Origin of the sequence: Methylotuvimicrobium sp. (assembly GCF_050611805.1) — a bacterium.
In the GTDB taxonomy this organism is placed as follows: Bacteria; Pseudomonadota; Gammaproteobacteria; order Methylococcales; family Methylomonadaceae; genus Methylotuvimicrobium.
Genome location: NZ_JBNGHF010000076.1, coordinates 1 through 16,398 on the forward strand (window position 1 = coordinate 1; position 16,398 = coordinate 16,398).

Below are 16,398 nucleotides of genomic sequence, written 5' to 3' on the forward strand. Positions count from 1 at the left end.
TTCCTCTTTCCTCTTTCCTCTTTCCTCTTTCCTCTTTCCTCTTTCCTCTTTCCTTGCTTACTGCTCACCGCTAACCAACACTCCTCATTCAAACGCCAATCCCGCTTGCCGCCAAGCTTTAGCTCCGCCTTCAAGATTGTACAAATTACGATAGCCTAGTTCATAGAGAGACCGCGCGGCCGCATTGCCCATAGGTCCGCCTTCGCAATACAAATAAAGAGCGGTATTTTTATCGGCAGGCAATTTTTCTTGATATTGCTCAACCACGTTGTAAGGAATGAAAAGATTAGTCCCCTTGATATGCTGCTGTTCGGGGATGTGAACATCGATTAAAACAATAGACTCATTTTGCATGATTCGATTGAGTTCATCAGCACTGATCATGGTCAAATAATCAGGTTTTTGAAAGGCGCAACCGGCGACGATAGCGATAATCATGATCGAAAATAACAATGTTTTCTTAGTCAAGATTCGGAGTTTCATAAACAATGACCTAATTAAAAAAGTAAAACGGCATTTAACCATAAAAACCGGAGTGGGCGCGAAGCGGTTTCAAATAGCGGAGTTTACTACGCTTCCGACGCTCCACCTTATCGTTCCGCATTATCGTTCCAATGCTCTGCGTTGGAATGCAGCCCGCAACGCTCCAGCGTTGCGAAACCAGATATCCCGCTTGAGTTGAAACAAGTAACAAGGATGATTAGTGCTGGGAGCGATCCCCAGATCGTCCCTCACCTAGCGTTAGGTGAGGGACGACGAAGGCGTCGCTCCCACAAGGATCTAAGTCTCTATCGTTTTTACTTTTATGACGAAAACGATTTCCGCTTTGGCTCCGGGCTAGTCCGGGTTAGGATTAAGTATTACGTAACGCCTCACTCATCGACAATGAACTTATGAATACAAAACCGAACCGCCAATGGCAAAACTGGCTAGACCGCAATGTTTACGATCTGGCTCGACAAATGCGCCTTAGTTATGTTCCGCCGTTAATGGTCTATCTGGCAGCCGGCGTATCGGGCCTGACCGGCATCGTCGGAACCTTTTTCGTCAAAGACTATCTCGGCTTGTCGGCCGAGTTTTTGGCCATGCTGGGCTTCTGGATAATGCTGCCGTGGGCGCTAAAAATGCCGGTCGGGCATCTGGTCGATTTGCTGTGGCGGCATAAAACTAAGTTGATCTATCTCGGCGCGGCGTTGATCGCTGCTAGCTTACTGATCATGATCAATCTCTTGGCTGATCGGGACTACATGACGCAGATCCTGCCTGCCGAAACCTGGTTTGTCTTATCGGTATTGCTGGCGCCGATCGGTTATGTCGTACAGGATACCGTGGCCGATGCGATGACGGTCGAAGCAGTGCCGCGTTTCGACGAACAAGGCAACCCGCTACCCGAAGCACACATCAAATTAGCGCATACGACGATGCAGACCTTGGGCCGGGTCGCCATTATCGGCGGGACGATGCTGGTCGCGGCCGCCAATGTCATTCTATTTGATGACGTACACTTGATGAGCGAAACCGAAAAAGCGGCGGTGTATTTGTCGGTTTACCGTTGGGCCTTGGTCATACCCTTGATTTCGATAGCCGGGGTATTGCTGTCCGCCTATCTGCGATCTCAACAAGAATGGCGCTTGGCGGGGCAAGGTTATGAACGCGAAGACATTAACCGATTACTGGCCCGACCCGAAGATGAATTGCCCGAAATCAACTGGTGGATTCTCGGCGGCGGACTCGGTTTCGTGTTGTTCGCGGTCTTAATGGGCTTGAGCGATATTCCGAATAGCGATGCGATCGTCTTCATCGGTTCACTGGCTATCGTCATGTTTTTGATTTGGCGCCTGACGCTGGACTTGGAACCCATCCAGCGCAATCAGCTGTACGGCATCGCTTTCGTGATATTCGCCTTTCGGGCCGTGCCGACGACCGGCGCAGGCGAAACGTGGTGGATGATCGATGTGCTCGCCTTCGATCAACAGTTTCTTGCGCAACTGTCGTTAGTCACTAGCGGACTGACTCTGTTCGGCATGTTTCTATTCCGGCGCTTCATGGCCGAACGCCCGATCACCCATGTGATTGCGGTCTTGACGATAGCGTTGAGTGCGCTGTATTTACCGAATATCGCGCTTTTTTACGGCTTTCATGAATGGACTCAGGCGCATACCGGCGGCGTGGTCGATGCGCGCTTCATTGCCTTGATCGATACCGCGCTGGAATCTCCCCTCGGACAGATCGCGATGATTCCGATGCTGGCCTGGATCGCCAACTCCGCACCGCCTAGACTCAAGGCGACCTATTTCGCGGTCATGGCCGCATTCGTCAATTTGGCGCTTTCGCTGTCTCAATTGCTGACCAAGGCGCTCAATCAAGTGTTCGTGATCAGCCGCGAAATCAAAGACCCTACAACCGGTTTGATCGTCACCGCCGCCGATTACAGCCAATTAGGCAGCTTATTTTTCATCGTGATGTTCCTGGGATTGGCGATGCCATTGTCGGCGATTTTTATCGCCCGGCGCACCTTCTTGAAGGATCGCAGTTGATTGGGCTACCGCAGCGGGGCTACTTGCGTGCCTTAACGCCCGTTTGCAAATTACTTAGGAATATGCACAAAATAACTTATAAAAGTAGTAGACTTTGTGGCGGTTTGGTAACTCGCTTGACAGGACGCCGTGAATACGTCCATGTAGGCTTGACGGCGGCTATCCCTGCCGTCGACACCTGTCAATCGAGCCACCAAACCCCCTTCCGGCAGTTGTCTAAGTTATTTCATGCTCGTTCCTTACCGTAATCTTCGATGCGCTTCAAGAGCTCGATCAGTCCGGTCGCTCTAACACCATCGGAAATCGGATAGCTTTCTTTTCCCGAATAAACAACAAAAGCGGCTTGTGGTTTGACATCGTCTTGTGCGAAATAAAACCCTTTTTGCAGACGCGGCGCCACACTTCGTTTGATTTCTATCGCCCAAACGGTTTGATCGGGAAATGTGATCAATAAATCGCACTCGGCTCCCGCGCTGCTGCGATAAAAATGGGCTTCGCTATGCCGAGGGGCTACCGACAAGCAGTTTTCAATGACAAAGCCTTCCCAACTTTGGCCACAGACCGGATGACCCAGCAGCGACTCTTTGTCGATAATACCCAATAAAGCATGAACCAGACCGCTGTCGCGAACATAGGTCTTAGGAGATTTGACCAAGCGCTTTCCGCTATTGCCATGCCAAGGTTTCAACCGGCGAACCAATAACAGATCGATCAATAAATCCAGATACCGGCTTACCGTCTTGCCATCGACACCCAGAGACGAAGCTAATTTAGCCGCATTGAGCAACTCGCCCTGATTATGCGCCAACATGGTCCAAAATCTGCGCAAAGTTTCCGCAGGAATTCGCGGCCCGAGCCTGGGTATGTCGCGTTCTAAGTAGGTACGGATAAAGTTTTGGTGTCACTGGATGCTGGCATCGTTTCGGTTGGACAAAACGCTATCAGGAAACCCACCGCGAAGCCATAGCAGATCGGTTTGCTCTTCGGCAAGCTCGAGCGCATCGAAAGGCGTCAATTCCAAATAAGCGATGCGTCCGGCCAGAGTTTCGCTGGATTGTTGCAATAATTCGATGGACGCGGAACCCAATAATAGAAAACGACCGAAGCGGCGCCCTTGCCGCCTGCCACGGTCGATTAGACCGCGTAAACTCTGAAAGAGATTCGGAGCTCGCTGGACCTCATCCAATATAACTAATTTATCTTGATGCTCAGTAAGATAGAGTTCGGTATTTTGCAACTTGGCTTGATCAGACAATGATTCCAGATCGAGATAAATCGACGGATAGCGCTCAGCAATTTCCAGTGCAAGCGTGGTTTTACCCGCTTGCCTGGGGCCGAGTAAAGCAACGGCAGGATAATCTGTCAGAAGTTGTTCGAGTTGGTTATATAATCTTCGCTTAATCATCCTTGCAATTATGGAATGTTATGCCAGATTTGCAAGGATATTTATTTGAGGCTATTCAATAGCCCTTTACCCTAAAAAGAGCAGTTGAAAGCTTCAAACTACCGTTCGCCCTGAGCCCCTTCGGCTGCGCTCAGGAGAGCCCTGTCGAAGGGTGAACGGTAGTTTGAGGCTTCACCAGTCTACAACACTTACCAACTGCTCTTTTTAGGTTTACTAGTCAAATTTCGGTGCCGGAGTGCAGGGCAAACGCATTAAAACACTATAGAAAATCAGATAGTTAAAATATTCCTTTTTCTTGGTTAACTATAAGATTTAGCTTGAAACCTAAATAAGGCTTTGTGTCGCTATCGCGACGCTTATGTGTAGTCGGTTCGCGGACCGACAACCGCGATACTTTTCTTTGCTTGTCCAAAGAAAAGTATCCAAAAGAAAAGACACCCGGAGGCCGCTGCATCCTGCGCGCTGACGATTTTGCCGAGGGTTTTCGGAAGGGCTATCCCTAGCCCTCCGAAAACGAGCGGCATCCCTGCCACTCCCCTAACGGGCTATTCTCGGCAAAATTGCCAGTGCTCGGCGCGGCCTAACGGGGCCAAGGGAGGGGTACCATAAGTTAAGCCGAATTGACTAAGCGTTCTAAGCGACAGGATAACATATTAATATATTAATTATTTTAATGCGTTTGCCCTGTGCCGGAGTGTGCGACAAAGGCATTGCTCTCATGCTGTATCAATAAACTCAAGGGATTACGAACGCCCGCTTGAGTCTATTGCGAGTCCGTTCCGGCTTGACTCCTCGGCGCCGATATTCTCCCCCCGGCGCCCCGTTTGGTTTAAAATAGCCGGCTTTTGACTTCGCACGATACGCATTTCTGAATGAAACACGGCGGTAATATTTACAATTTTGCCGAACGCATCGGCTGTCGACCGGATCAGGTCTTGGACTTTTCAGCCAACATCAATCCCGTCCAGGCCATCGAATGGCGCGCCTTGCAATTCGACCCGTCGCCTTATGCCGATCCCGATTACAGCACCTTGAAGCAGGCGCTTCGCCATCGCTACCCGTTGCCCGCCTCTGCCGACTTAGAACCCTTCAACGGCGCGAGCGCTGCGATTTTTGCGTTATTGCGCATGCTCCATCCCGAAGAGATCGTTCTTTATACGCCGATGTATGTCGAATATGCGCGCATCGCGCGGCAATTAGATTGCCGCATCCGTTGCATCGACCGTTTCGAGCATTTTAAACAAACGGAAATTCCGCCGTACAGCACCGTCATTTTCGTCAATCCGGCCACGCCCGACGGCGCGCTTTACGACCTGCAAGAGCTACTGGCCCAATGGCGGGCCGCTCGATGCACGATCCTGATCGACGAGTCTTTTTTGGACTTCTGCCCTGCCGCCGCTACGGCCAGTATCGCCTATAGGATAGACCAAATCCCGAACCTTTACCTAATCAAGTCCTTGAGCAAGTTTTACGGCAGCGCCGGCGTCCGTATCGGTTTCGTCGCCGCCGAGAGAACGGCAATCACAAATTTGAAACAACTCGAACCGGCATGGAAACTGTCGAGTTTCGATATCGCCTACATGCAGCAAGCCCTTTATAACGATGCCTTCGCCGACAACACACGCAAGCAAACGACACAGCTTCGCGAATCATTGAGGCAAGTACTGGAGGATTCCAACCTGTTCGACCGGGTACATCCGAGCCAAGCCAATTTTATCCTCGCCCGTTTGGCGAAAATCGACGGCCAAGCTTTGCAGCGTCATCTGGAAAAAGCGCGAATCTTGATTCGCGTGTGCGACAATTTCGAAGGCCTGGATAAGCGCCATGTGCGCTTCGCGGTTAAGGATGCCGAATCGATCGCCCGGCTTGCCGAGTGTTTGCAACATGTTTGAATTGGCGGCGCTGGCCTATTTGATCGACCTGCGTTTCGGCGAATTCAGCACGACCCATCCGGTCGTGCTGATGGGCCGGTTTATCGAAGGGTATGAACGGCGTTATTACCGCGACAGTATTCTATCGGGCGCGATATTGGTCACCAGTCTATTGACCTTGACCCTGATCGTAAGCCTCTCGATCGTTTACGCCTGCCAAGCGTTACCGTATTGGCTCGCCCTACCCGTTTTGGCCATCATCGCATCGATGGGCCTTGCGATGCACATGCTCCATGTCAGCGTATCGGAACTATTAACCGCAAAACAGCCTCGGCTAGCCTTGCGTTACCTGGTGAGTCGCGATACCGAAGCAATGAGCGATAGCGAGGTCTATAAGGCGGCGATTGAAACCTGGGCCGAAAACCTCAGCGACGGCGTCATCGCACCGCTGTTTTATTTGGTCTTATTCGGCCTACCGGGCTTGGCCGTTTACAAAGCCGTCAATACTTTGGATTCGATGATCGCCTATAAAACCGACCGCTATCTTCATTTCGGCCGAGTCGCCGCCAAACTTGACGATCTCGCCAACTTCATCCCGGCCCGTTTGACGGCCTTGTTGATCATTTTAGTGTCGGCCGATAAAAAACGGGCCTGGCAATGCTTATGGCGGGACGCCGATAAACTGGAAAGCCCCAATGCCGGCCGGCCGATTGCCGCGATGGCGGGTGCCTTGGGCGTGGCATTGGGCGGCGATGCGATGTACCATGGCCGGCTAAAAACCAAACCGGCTCTCGGCGATGCCATCATGCCGGTCACTAAAACCACTCTATCGAAAGCATTGTCCATGAAAACACCCATTGATTTCACGATCCTCGGCCTATTGGCCGTTGGTTTCTTGCTGTCTTGATCAAGCAATGTCCGTTTATACCTCAGTCACAGCCGCACAACTGGACGCCTTTTTCGGCGCTTACGATCTCGGCCAGGTAGTCGATTCTGCCGGCATTCCCGATGGCATCGCGAACAGTCATTATGCGGTCGCGACCACGCAAGGCAACTATGTCCTGACCTTGTTCGAAGCACAGAATGACGAGGAACTAACCCCGGTGATCGAACTGCTGCAACGCTTAGGGGCACACAACCCGCTGTATCCGAATCCGCAGGCCGACCGACAAAACCGGCTATTGCGCAACCTCAACGGCAAGCCGGCACTGGTCTGTAAACGCTTGGCCGGCCGATCCATCGTTTCGCCCACGCTAGATCAATGCCGGCAAATCGGCGCGCAACTGGCCAGGCTGCATCTCGACACGCGGGATTGCACCTTTCCGATCGCAAGCCATCATGATGTTTTGTCGATCAAAGCCTTGTTCGAGCAAGTCGAGAGTCAACTGTCCGACGTGGATCTCGAATTGATTCTCGACGAACTGCAATTTCAGTCCGAACACGAACAACAAACGCTGCCCGGCGGCGTGATTCACGGCGACTTATTCCGGGATAATGCCTTATTCGCCGACGGACAAATCAGCGGCATACTCGATTTCTACAGTGCCTGTAGCGACCACTGGCTACGGGATATCGCGGTCTGCGCGAACGACTGGTGCCGAGACGACGGTATTTTCAATACGCAAAAATTAACCGCGCTGCTTTCGGGCTATGAAACCCTAAGGCCGTTATCGGCAATCGAACATCAGCATTGCAACCGCATGCTCAGAGCCGCCGCGTTGCGTTTTTGGCTGTCGCGCCTCGTACACCGCTACAGCAATCGCCCGGCCGCCCTGAGCCAACCCAAAGACCCGTTCGTTTTTAAAGACCTGCTCGTACAACATCGAAACGCCGCCCATGCCTGATCATCGCTATTCCGATGCCGAACGCGCCGCCATTTACCGCGCTATCTACGAGCGCCGCGATATGCGCCATTTTTTGCCCGACCCGGTCGAACCCGATAGATTAGCGCGCATCATCGCGGCGGCGCATCATGCCCCAAGCGTCGGCTTCATGCAGCCGTGGCGTTTCATCCGCATCACCCGTCCGGATTTACGCGAAGCCATACACGACCTGGTCGAGCAGGAACGCCTGCAAACCGCCCGCGCCTTGCAGGAGCGCGAAGACGAATTCATGCGCATCAAGGTCGAAGGCATCATGGAATGCGCCGAAATCCTCATCGCCTCGTTGAGCGACCGCCGCGAAGAACATATCTTCGGCCGACGCACACTGCCGGAAATGGACCTGGCCTCGTTATCCTGCGCGATCCAGAACATGTGGCTGGCCGCCCGAGCCGAAGGGCTGGGTTTAGGCTGGGTATCGATGTTCGAGCCGGAAGCGCTGAAACGATTATTGGCGATGCCCGACGACAGCCAACCGTTCGCGATTTTATGTCTGGGCCATGTCGAGCGCTTTTATAACGAACCACTATTGGAACAAGAGCAGTGGGCATCGCGCTTGGACCTAAACGATTGTTTATTTGAAAACGCCTGGAATAGACCATGCAAACTCACTTTTTGATCAAGCCGGTAGGGCACGTCCTCACCGCCGCGCTGCAAGACAAAATCGACCAAAAGACCAAACCCTTGGGCTCGCTGGGCCAATTGGAAGCACTGGCGTTGCACGTGGGCACTATCCAAAACACGTTATCGCCGACGCTGACAAACCCGGCTATCGTGATTTTTGCCGGCGACCACGGCATCGCAGCAAACGGCGTCAGCGCCTATCCGCAAAGCGTCACCGCACAAATGGTCGCCAATTTTTTGGCGGGCGGGGCCGCCATCAGCGTTTTCGCCAAGCACAACGGCCTCGACCTGTGGATCGTCGATGCCGGCGTCAATGCCGAACTCAGCCCGCACCCTAAATTAATCGATGCCAAAATCGGCAAAGGCACGCGTAATTTTTTAGATGAGCCGGCAATGACTGAGAGCGAATGCGCCCAAGCCATCCAGGCCGGCGCCGATATCGTGCAGGAACGCCACCATGCTGGATGCAATTGTATCGGCTTCGGCGAAATGGGTATCGGCAACACCTCGTCCGCCTCGTTGTTGATGCATTGTTTGACCTCCTTGCCGCTGGCGCAATGCGTCGGACGCGGCACCGGGCTGAGCGATGCGCAACTTAGCCATAAATTGTCGATATTGAATCAAGCCTTGGCACGGCACTCCGGCCAACGCGATCCATTGGCGGCATTAAGCGTCTTCGGCGGCTTTGAAATCGCGATGATGGCAGGGGCCTATTTGAAAGCCGCCGAATTGGGCATGTTGATCGTCGTCGACGGCTTTATCGCCGGCAGCGCATTGTTGGTTGCGGCGAAGTGCCATCCCGAAGTTTTGGATTATTGCGTATTCAGCCATGTCTCGGACGAACAAGGCCATCGCGCACTGCTCGATCACTTCGGCGCAAAAGCCTTGCTTGATCTTGAACTGCGCCTCGGCGAAGGCTCGGGCGCAGCGCTAGCCTATCCCTTAATAGTCTCGGCGGTTGCGATGCTGAACGAAATGGCCAGCTTTGCCGAAGCCGGTGTGGATGCGGGTTGAAATTGCAGCAATTCCCAGTTTGAGCAGTTTCGCCGATTTTAGGGTGTGGGGTATGCCTGTCGAGGAACGCCGTAAACCCATCCATGGGGGCTTGGCGGCAACTAAGCGCCAAGGATGGCGTGTATTAGGGCAATGCAGGAGCAATTGCCGAGGAGCAAAAATCTACCCATCCGCCGACATCCTCACCAAGCATACCCCGCACCCGTTTTTATACCTTTCGCACTTGAAATTTCGGCCTTGCCTAAGGAGGCACGAAAGGTATATTCTATAATTCAACCACCTTCCTTTTTCCGGCATTTGCCATACGCAACAAGGCTTACATCGTGTTGCTCGTGTTCATAATCAGCCGCCCGGTTTGTCATATTCTCAAGCAATCGATTTTATAAATTGTCGCAAGACAAAGTAGAATTAGACATGCCAAGAACATATCCCGCCTAATTCAAGCAAAACTTTCCATGCCTTCATTACACGATTTCCTTCTGGCCGTCGGCTTTTATACCCGGCTGCCCTGTCCTACCAAGCTCGATTATCGACGCTTGCCCTTTGCTTGTGCTTACCTGCCGTTGATCGGTTGGATGGTCGGCGGGTTTTCCGCATCGGTTTTTTGGGTCGCTTTGCAAATCTGGCCGCAAGACATTGCGGTCGTTATCGCCTTAATCGCCGGCATCTTGCTTACCGGGGCTTTTCACGAAGACGGTTTTGCCGATGTCTGCGACGGTTTCGGCGGGGGCTACGATAAACAGCGCATTCTGGACATCATGAAAGACTCGCAGATCGGCGCCTATGGCGCGCTCGGTTTGCTGTTGCTAATGCTGTTGAAATTCAAGCTTTTGGCCGGTTTACCGGCGCATCTTCCGCCGTTTGCTTTGCTGGCGGGGCACAGTATCAGCCGCTGGTTTCCGTTGTATTTGATGTTCCGCTACGACTACGCCCGCACGCAGCCTAGCAAATCGTCCGGCGCGGTATTCAAGCCCGATGCGAAAACCTTAGCCTTAGCAGGCATTCCGGCGTTGTTTCCCTTTGCCTTGCTGCCGCCACAGGCCTTGATTTCGCTGATACCGATGATGCTGATCACGCTGGGGCTCGGCCGCTATTTCCATCGTCATATCGGCGGCTATACCGGCGACTGTTTGGGGGCTAGCCAACAAATTACCGAAACCGTTTTTTATCTTTTCCTCGGCGCTCTATGGACATTTATTTGATTCGCCATACCCAAACCTCTGCCGCACAAGGCTTGTGTTACGGGCGATCCGACATTGCCTTGGCGGACAGCTTTGCCCAGGAGGCCGAAGCGCTTCGGCAAAAATTGCCTGAACTGTCCGAAGACTGCCGGTTTTATAGCAGCGCGCTCAGCCGCTGCAAACGCTTGGCCGACTCCCTGTCCGATGAGGTCGTCACCGACGAACGGCTCTTGGAGCTTGATTTCGGCGACTGGGAAGGCGTGTTTTTCAACGACATCGACGCAAAATCCCTAAACCATTGGACGCAAAGTTTCGTCGACTTCCCGCCGCCGAACGGCGAAAATTTTACCAATTTATGCCGCCGTGCCGGCAGTTTTTGGCAAGAGCTCATCGAGACCGAGCTTTCGCAAGCCGTCGTCGTGACCCATGCCGGCGTCATTCGCGCCCTACTGACCCATATCTTGAAGCTGTCGCCCGCCGCCGCCTTTCAATTCCGCGTCGATCATGGCTCTTTGCATAAATTTCAATATAGCCATCAATACACCTATATTCACTATCTCAACCTATGAAACCTTTAGCGATCTTCGGCACCAGCTCGGACGCCGGCAAAACCACGATAGCCATGGCCTTGTGCCGAATTTTTGCGGACCGGGGAATAAGCGTCGCGCCGTTCAAGGCGCAAAACGTCTCGAATAATTCGGCGGTGACCCCGGACGGCCGCGAAATCTCCCGCGCGCAATGCCTGCAAGCCGAGGCCGCGCGGGTCGAACCGAATCATTTGTTCAATCCCGTGCTGCTGAAATCGCACGGCAACGGTTCGGTGCAAGTGATCGTCAACGGCTTGGTCCATCAAAATCAAACTATCGCGGATTATTACGATTCGATAGGCGGACTTAAATTGCAGGTCGAAAAAGCCTTTACAACGCTCCGGCAGACTCATGACTTAGTCATCGCCGAAGGCGCGGGTTCCCCGGTCGAACTTAATCTATTGCATAAAGACTTATCGAACAGTTTTGTCGCCAATACCTTCGGCACCCAAAACATTCTGGTCGCCGACATCGAACGGGGCGGCGTCTTCGCGTCGATTTACGGCACGCTGGAATTGATGCATCCGATCATGCGCGAAAACTTGATCGGCGTCGTGATCAATAAATTCCGGGGCGATCGGCGTTTTTTCGACGACGGCGAAACGATCATTAAAGAGCGCTTCGGCGTACCGGTGCTCGGCGTATTGCCGTTCGAGCCGCTCAATATCGACATGGAAGATTCGCAATCGCTCAATAATTACCGACAACGCCTGAACGGCGTCAAGATTCGCATTGCCGCGATCGCCTATCCGGGTTTGAGCAATTATAACGATCTGGACGTGTTGATGGCCGACGAAGAGCTGCATGTCGAATTGATTCAAGCCTACCGCCCCTTGAGCGGCTTCGATATGGTGCTGTTACCGGGCAGCAAAACCGTGTTGCGCGATTTGAGATGGCTGAAAGAACAAGGCTTGTTCGCCGAAATCGAGCGTTTCGACAAAGCGGTGTTCGGTATTTGCGGCGGTTACCAGATGCTGTGCCGAATGCTGAATGACCCGGAGGCTATCGAGCATGACCGGCCCGGCAGCGAATCCGGATTCGGTTATATCGATGACGAGGTGCGTTATCAATACCCCAAGATCGTCCGGCGAGGAAGCTATGATCTGTTCGACTATCCGGCGTTGACCGGCTATGAAATTCATTGTGGGCGCATGAATCAATATTCGCTTTATTATCGGCAAGGCGCAGTCGCCGGCACGCATGTGCATGGCATATTCGACAACGACGATTTTCGAACCGCTTATTTCAAAGCCCTACATACCGATTATCGGGGTTATGCCTACGCCGGCTACCGCGACGCCCAAATTCAAGGCTTTGCCGACCGGGTCGAGGCCAATCTGGATTTGTCATTGATCCTGGAAGCCTTACAGGAGCCATCATGAAGACTTTATTCATCGGCGGCGTCAAGAGCGGTAAATCGCGCTTGGCGGAAGACTATGTTTTACAGCGAAACGGGGGGGAAAAACCCTATTACCTGGCGACGACCGAATTTTTCGACGATGAAATGAAGGCCCGGGTGGCCGTTCACCAACAGCGCCGGCAGGATTCGTTCATTACGGTCGAAGAACCGGTTAAGCTGCTCGCCGCACTACAAGGCTTAGACCGTCCGGTATTGGTCGAGTGCGTGTCGATGTGGCTGAACAACGCCTTGTATCATCAAATTCCCGAATCCGACATTCTGCAGGAATTGGACGCCGTGTTGCAGCTTCCCGTCGAATTGGTCTTGATTCATAACGAGGTGGGCCTCGGCGTTATCCCCGACAACCGCTTGGCCCGGCAATTCATCGATTTATCGGGCAAAGCCGCGCAATTAATGGGCAGGCATTGCGATCGAGTCTTTTTTTGCAGCGCCGGCTTGAAATTACAGATGAAATAAGGGTCTGGCCGCGAATAACTTATTCCGCATGCCGCGCGCGGGGCGGGTTATGTAACCCGCCCCGAACGTTTTGGTTTGCTTTGACCACAGTTAAAACGGTTAAGGACGGAGTTGCAAACTCCGTCCTGCCTAATAAATAGATTTAATCCTCTATATTTTTCTTGCACTTGCATTCAGCCGGCAAATCCCTATAATGCCCTCCTTGCTTTCAGGTGCCCCGCCCTAGAATCGACAGGTCGATTCTAGGGCGGGGTTAAACGGGAAGCCGGTCAGGTCATCAAGCCAAAGCCGGCGCTGCCCCCGCAACGGTAGATAAGTAAAGAATCATCAATTTGCCACTGTGTGCAATGACATGGGAAGGCGATGATTCAGGCCAATGGCCACTTATGAGCCCGGAGACCGGCCCGATAGCGATTCGATACAGCGGAGGGCTGTTAACGAAACGGTCGAGCCATGCTCCGCCTTTTCGCCGCAGGCCCTTGCGTTGTAATTCTACAACCTTTCATGCGCGGGCGGCGCAGAGGACATCATGCGAACATTCTTTCTAAGCCCATTGCTATTCATCGGCTTCCATATTCCGGCTTTGGCCGACTCGACCGCGGGCGAGACACCGTTACATTTACCTGAAATGCTGATCACGGCAACTCGGTCGGACAGTCCCAAAGAACATCTGGCAACCGCCAGCACCGTCTATACGCGAAAAGACATCGAACGCCTTCAGGTCAACACCTTACCGGAATTGCTAAGAGGCTCAACCGGCCTCGATATCACGCAACAAGGTGGATACGGTAAAAACTCCAGCGTCTTCATACGCGGCACAGGTTCCGGCCATGTCTTGGTCTTGGTCGACGGCATCCGCTTCGGTTCGGTAACCTCCGGCACCTCGCCGTTCGAACTGTTGCCGATCGATCAGATCGAACGCGTCGAGATCATTCGAGGTCCGCAATCCAGCCTTTGGGGGGCCGAAGCCTTGGGCGGCGTTATCCAAATTTTTACCCGTAAAGGCGCGCAAGAAGAAAAACCGACGATCACGATCGATGCCGGCGGCGGTTCGTTTAATACCGCCAAAGCCTCCGGCACGATCAGCGGGCGTTATCAAAATAGCTGGTACACCCTCGGCGCGTCGCATTTCAATTCGCAAGGCTTCGATGCGCGACAACCGACTGCCGGGGTGGATGAGCCCGATAAAGACGGTTTCTACAACACCGGGCTCAACGCACGCTTGGGCCACCACTTCGATAATAATGCCGAGTTGGAAGCCACCTACATGCGCTCGGAAGGTCGTAATGACTTCGACGGAACCCCGAATAAAATGGAATTCGTCAATCAGGTCATCGGCCTGAGTGGCGCTATCGATGTCATCGACAACTGGCGCTCGACCTTACGGTTAGGGCAAAGCCGAGACGATGCCGACAATTTCAGCCAGGACGGCTCGTTTTTCAGCCGTTTCGACAGCACGCGTTGGAATGCCAGTTGGTTAAATGCGGTTAAATTGTCGGACGATCATCAACTGACGCTCGGGGCCGATTACCGTTTGGATGAAGCGAATAGCACGACAGATTACACCGAGCTATCGCGTTACGATGTCGGAGTGTTCGGCGAATGGCACGGACGATTCTTCGACAACCATTATCTCAATGGTTCTATTCGTTGGGATGAAAACGAAGCCTTCGGCGACTTCGTCACCGGCAGCATCGGCTGGCGCGCCAATTGGGATTACGGCATCAGTACATTCGCCAATTTCGGCAACGGTTTCAAGGCTCCAAGCTTCAACCAACTCTATTGGCCCGGCTTCGGCAACCCCAACTTGATGGCCGAAGAATCGAAATCGGTCGAAGTCGGACTCGCGGGCAACCATGACTGGCTACAGTGGGAGATTCGCGCTTATCATACCAACCTGGATAATTTGATCGTCTATGTCTTTGATCCGGCGAATTTTAGCTTATCCGCCGAAAATATCGGCAAGGCCCAAATCGACGGTCTCGAAGCCGAAATCAGCACACAAGTTTTCGGTTGGAACGCCAAACTAGGCATGAATTTGCTCCGTCCGGTCGACCGGGAAACGAATAATCGTCTGCCACGCCGCACCGATAGAATGTTATCATTCGATCTATCCAGATCGTTCGGGCCCGTCGACGTCGGTGCTTTGCTATTAGCCGAGGGCTATCGCTACGACGATGCCGCTAATACGACCAAAGTCGGCGGTTATGCGACCGTCGATTTACGCTCGGCCTATCACATCAATAAAAACTGGACCATTAGCGCTCAATTGAATAATTTGCTGGATAAACAATACCAATTGGTCGATACCTACAACACGGCCGATCGCAACTTTTTCGTTTCGATTCGCTATAATATCTAAAACTTAATTTTTCTGGAGAAATAACGATGAATATCGCACAACGTTTACCTGTCCAAAACTTACCGATTCAACCCGGCGCGATTGCTTTGATGTTGTTGATGGTGGCCACGCGCTCTAGCCATATCGGCACGCCATTTCAACTCCCCGACGCCTCTTTAGCGGTATTTTTTCTGGCCGGGCTTTGGTTCGGCGGCAACCGTTTTTTTGCCGTTTTATTGGCCGAAGCGGCATTGATCGATTTTGTCGTGATTCAATTCTTCGGCGTCAGCAGTTTTTGCGTTTCACCGGCCTATGTCTTTTTGATTCCGACCTATGCCGCAGTCTGGTTTGGCGGAAAAATGTGTGGCCAATTCAAAGAGCTGAACTCTTCGGTGCTATTGAAACAATTCGCAATTCTGCTCGCGGCAACGACGCTTGCGTTTTTGATTTCCGAATTCAGCTTCTATTTGTTGTCCGGACGTCACGATGCGTTGGACTGGTCTGAAAAACTGAGCAAAATGGCGAATTTCTACCCGGCCTATATCAAATCGACGTTGATCTATGCGACCGCGATTTTCGGCGTAGTTGCATTGCTGAAATCCTTGCCGATTTTCAGTGAAGATCATAAAGGGGCTTGACTCTACACCCTTTGCTAGCCCTTTTTCGGCCTGGAAATCGGGATCAGGGGATCGCTCCCACAATAGAATAGTCATCGTTCCTACGCTCTGCGTCACTGCCATTAAGTTAAGCCGTTCGTGGTGAGCCTGTCGAACCATGGACGGCTTAACTTATCGACCCAGGATTTTTCCATTCACCCTTCGACAGGCTCAGGGCGAACGGAAAAATCCTTAACTTAATGGCAGTGACGCTTTGCGTGGGAATGCATCCCGGGACGCTCTGCGTCCCCATAGGTCGATAATACAAGCAATAGCAACGAATACGCTCTCTACAGTTTCTCAATCCAACTACAAGCCGCAGTCGACGCGGAGCGTCTAAAGCGGCATTCCCACGCAAAACGCTCACCGTTATATAGAGCCCGTGATTAATTAAGCTACATTCGAAGCGTATTTAGTATCTTCCAG

At 52.6% G+C, this 16,398-nt stretch carries 15 protein-coding genes and 1 riboswitch; of the genes, 12 read left to right on the top strand and 3 right to left on the bottom strand.

What is annotated here, in order from left to right:
- Window positions 1-84: 84 nt before the first annotated feature.
- Entirely contained in the window at window positions 85-483 is a 399-nt protein-coding gene (locus ACRJJO_RS20510; RefSeq protein WP_431067436.1) for a rhodanese-like domain-containing protein, read from the bottom strand.
- A gap of 410 nt (window positions 484-893) precedes the next feature.
- Between ACRJJO_RS20510 and ACRJJO_RS20515 the strand changes: the two genes are divergently transcribed.
- Window positions 894-2,537: a hypothetical protein gene (locus ACRJJO_RS20515; RefSeq protein WP_431067437.1), complete on the top strand. Its 1,644-nt coding sequence runs from the start codon at window positions 894-896 to the stop codon at window positions 2,535-2,537.
- A gap of 226 nt (window positions 2,538-2,763) precedes the next feature.
- Here the strand turns inward: ACRJJO_RS20515 and ACRJJO_RS20520 are convergent, their stop codons facing one another.
- Window positions 2,764-3,426, bottom strand: a complete 663-nt coding sequence (locus tag ACRJJO_RS20520) for a DUF4143 domain-containing protein (protein ID WP_431067450.1) — start codon at window positions 3,424-3,426, stop codon at window positions 2,764-2,766.
- A 12-nt stretch (window positions 3,427-3,438) separates the two neighbouring features.
- On the bottom strand, window positions 3,439-3,942 hold the full coding sequence (locus tag ACRJJO_RS20525) for an ATP-binding protein (RefSeq protein ID WP_431067438.1): 504 nt from the start codon (window positions 3,940-3,942) through the stop codon (window positions 3,439-3,441).
- Between the two features lie 872 nt (window positions 3,943-4,814).
- Between ACRJJO_RS20525 and ACRJJO_RS20530 the strand changes: the two genes are divergently transcribed.
- The 11 genes from ACRJJO_RS20530 to ACRJJO_RS20580 all read left to right on the top strand — a co-directional run bounded on the left by ACRJJO_RS20530 (window position 4,815) and on the right by ACRJJO_RS20580 (window position 15,954).
- Complete coding sequence (locus ACRJJO_RS20530) at window positions 4,815-5,834, top strand: aminotransferase class I/II-fold pyridoxal phosphate-dependent enzyme (protein WP_431067439.1); 1,020 nt, start codon at window positions 4,815-4,817, stop codon at window positions 5,832-5,834.
- A complete protein-coding gene (gene cbiB, locus ACRJJO_RS20535) occupies window positions 5,827-6,720 on the top strand; it encodes an adenosylcobinamide-phosphate synthase CbiB (protein ID WP_431067440.1) in 894 nt (297 codons plus the stop codon). Before ACRJJO_RS20530 ends, cbiB begins: the two co-directional genes overlap by 8 nt.
- Before the next feature lie 7 nt (window positions 6,721-6,727).
- Window positions 6,728-7,657: a homoserine kinase gene (locus tag ACRJJO_RS20540; protein WP_431067441.1), complete on the top strand. Its 930-nt coding sequence runs from the start codon at window positions 6,728-6,730 to the stop codon at window positions 7,655-7,657.
- On the top strand, window positions 7,650-8,312 hold the full coding sequence (bluB, locus tag ACRJJO_RS20545) for a 5,6-dimethylbenzimidazole synthase (RefSeq protein ID WP_431067442.1): 663 nt from the start codon (window positions 7,650-7,652) through the stop codon (window positions 8,310-8,312). The genes ACRJJO_RS20540 and bluB overlap by 8 nt, the downstream gene beginning before the upstream one ends.
- Window positions 8,294-9,331: a nicotinate-nucleotide--dimethylbenzimidazole phosphoribosyltransferase gene (cobT, locus tag ACRJJO_RS20550; protein WP_431067443.1), complete on the top strand. Its 1,038-nt coding sequence runs from the start codon at window positions 8,294-8,296 to the stop codon at window positions 9,329-9,331. Before bluB ends, cobT begins: the two co-directional genes overlap by 19 nt.
- Before the next feature lie 455 nt (window positions 9,332-9,786).
- Window positions 9,787-10,533 carry an adenosylcobinamide-GDP ribazoletransferase gene (cobS, locus tag ACRJJO_RS20555; RefSeq protein ID WP_431067444.1) on the top strand — a complete coding sequence of 249 codons (747 nt, stop codon included), beginning with the start codon at window positions 9,787-9,789 and terminating at the stop codon, window positions 10,531-10,533.
- Window positions 10,518-11,081, top strand: coding sequence for an alpha-ribazole phosphatase (cobC, locus tag ACRJJO_RS20560; RefSeq protein WP_431067445.1), 564 nt, complete (start codon window positions 10,518-10,520; stop codon window positions 11,079-11,081). The genes cobS and cobC overlap by 16 nt, the downstream gene beginning before the upstream one ends.
- Window positions 11,078-12,481: a cobyric acid synthase gene (locus tag ACRJJO_RS20565; protein ID WP_431067446.1), complete on the top strand. Its 1,404-nt coding sequence runs from the start codon at window positions 11,078-11,080 to the stop codon at window positions 12,479-12,481. Before cobC ends, ACRJJO_RS20565 begins: the two co-directional genes overlap by 4 nt.
- The gene (locus ACRJJO_RS20570; protein ID WP_431067447.1) at window positions 12,478-12,975 is read left to right on the top strand and encodes a bifunctional adenosylcobinamide kinase/adenosylcobinamide-phosphate guanylyltransferase; all 498 of its coding nucleotides are present in this window, start codon (window positions 12,478-12,480) and stop codon (window positions 12,973-12,975) included. The genes ACRJJO_RS20565 and ACRJJO_RS20570 overlap by 4 nt, the downstream gene beginning before the upstream one ends.
- 193 nt (window positions 12,976-13,168) lie before the next feature.
- A riboswitch (cobalamin riboswitch) is annotated at window positions 13,169-13,397 on the top strand.
- A 107-nt stretch (window positions 13,398-13,504) separates the two neighbouring features.
- On the top strand, window positions 13,505-15,337 hold the full coding sequence (locus tag ACRJJO_RS20575; RefSeq protein WP_431067448.1) for a TonB-dependent receptor domain-containing protein: 1,833 nt from the start codon (window positions 13,505-13,507) through the stop codon (window positions 15,335-15,337).
- Between the two features lie 26 nt (window positions 15,338-15,363).
- Window positions 15,364-15,954 carry a hypothetical protein gene (locus ACRJJO_RS20580; RefSeq protein ID WP_431067449.1) on the top strand — a complete coding sequence of 197 codons (591 nt, stop codon included), beginning with the start codon at window positions 15,364-15,366 and terminating at the stop codon, window positions 15,952-15,954.
- Window positions 15,955-16,398: the final 444 nt, after the last annotated feature.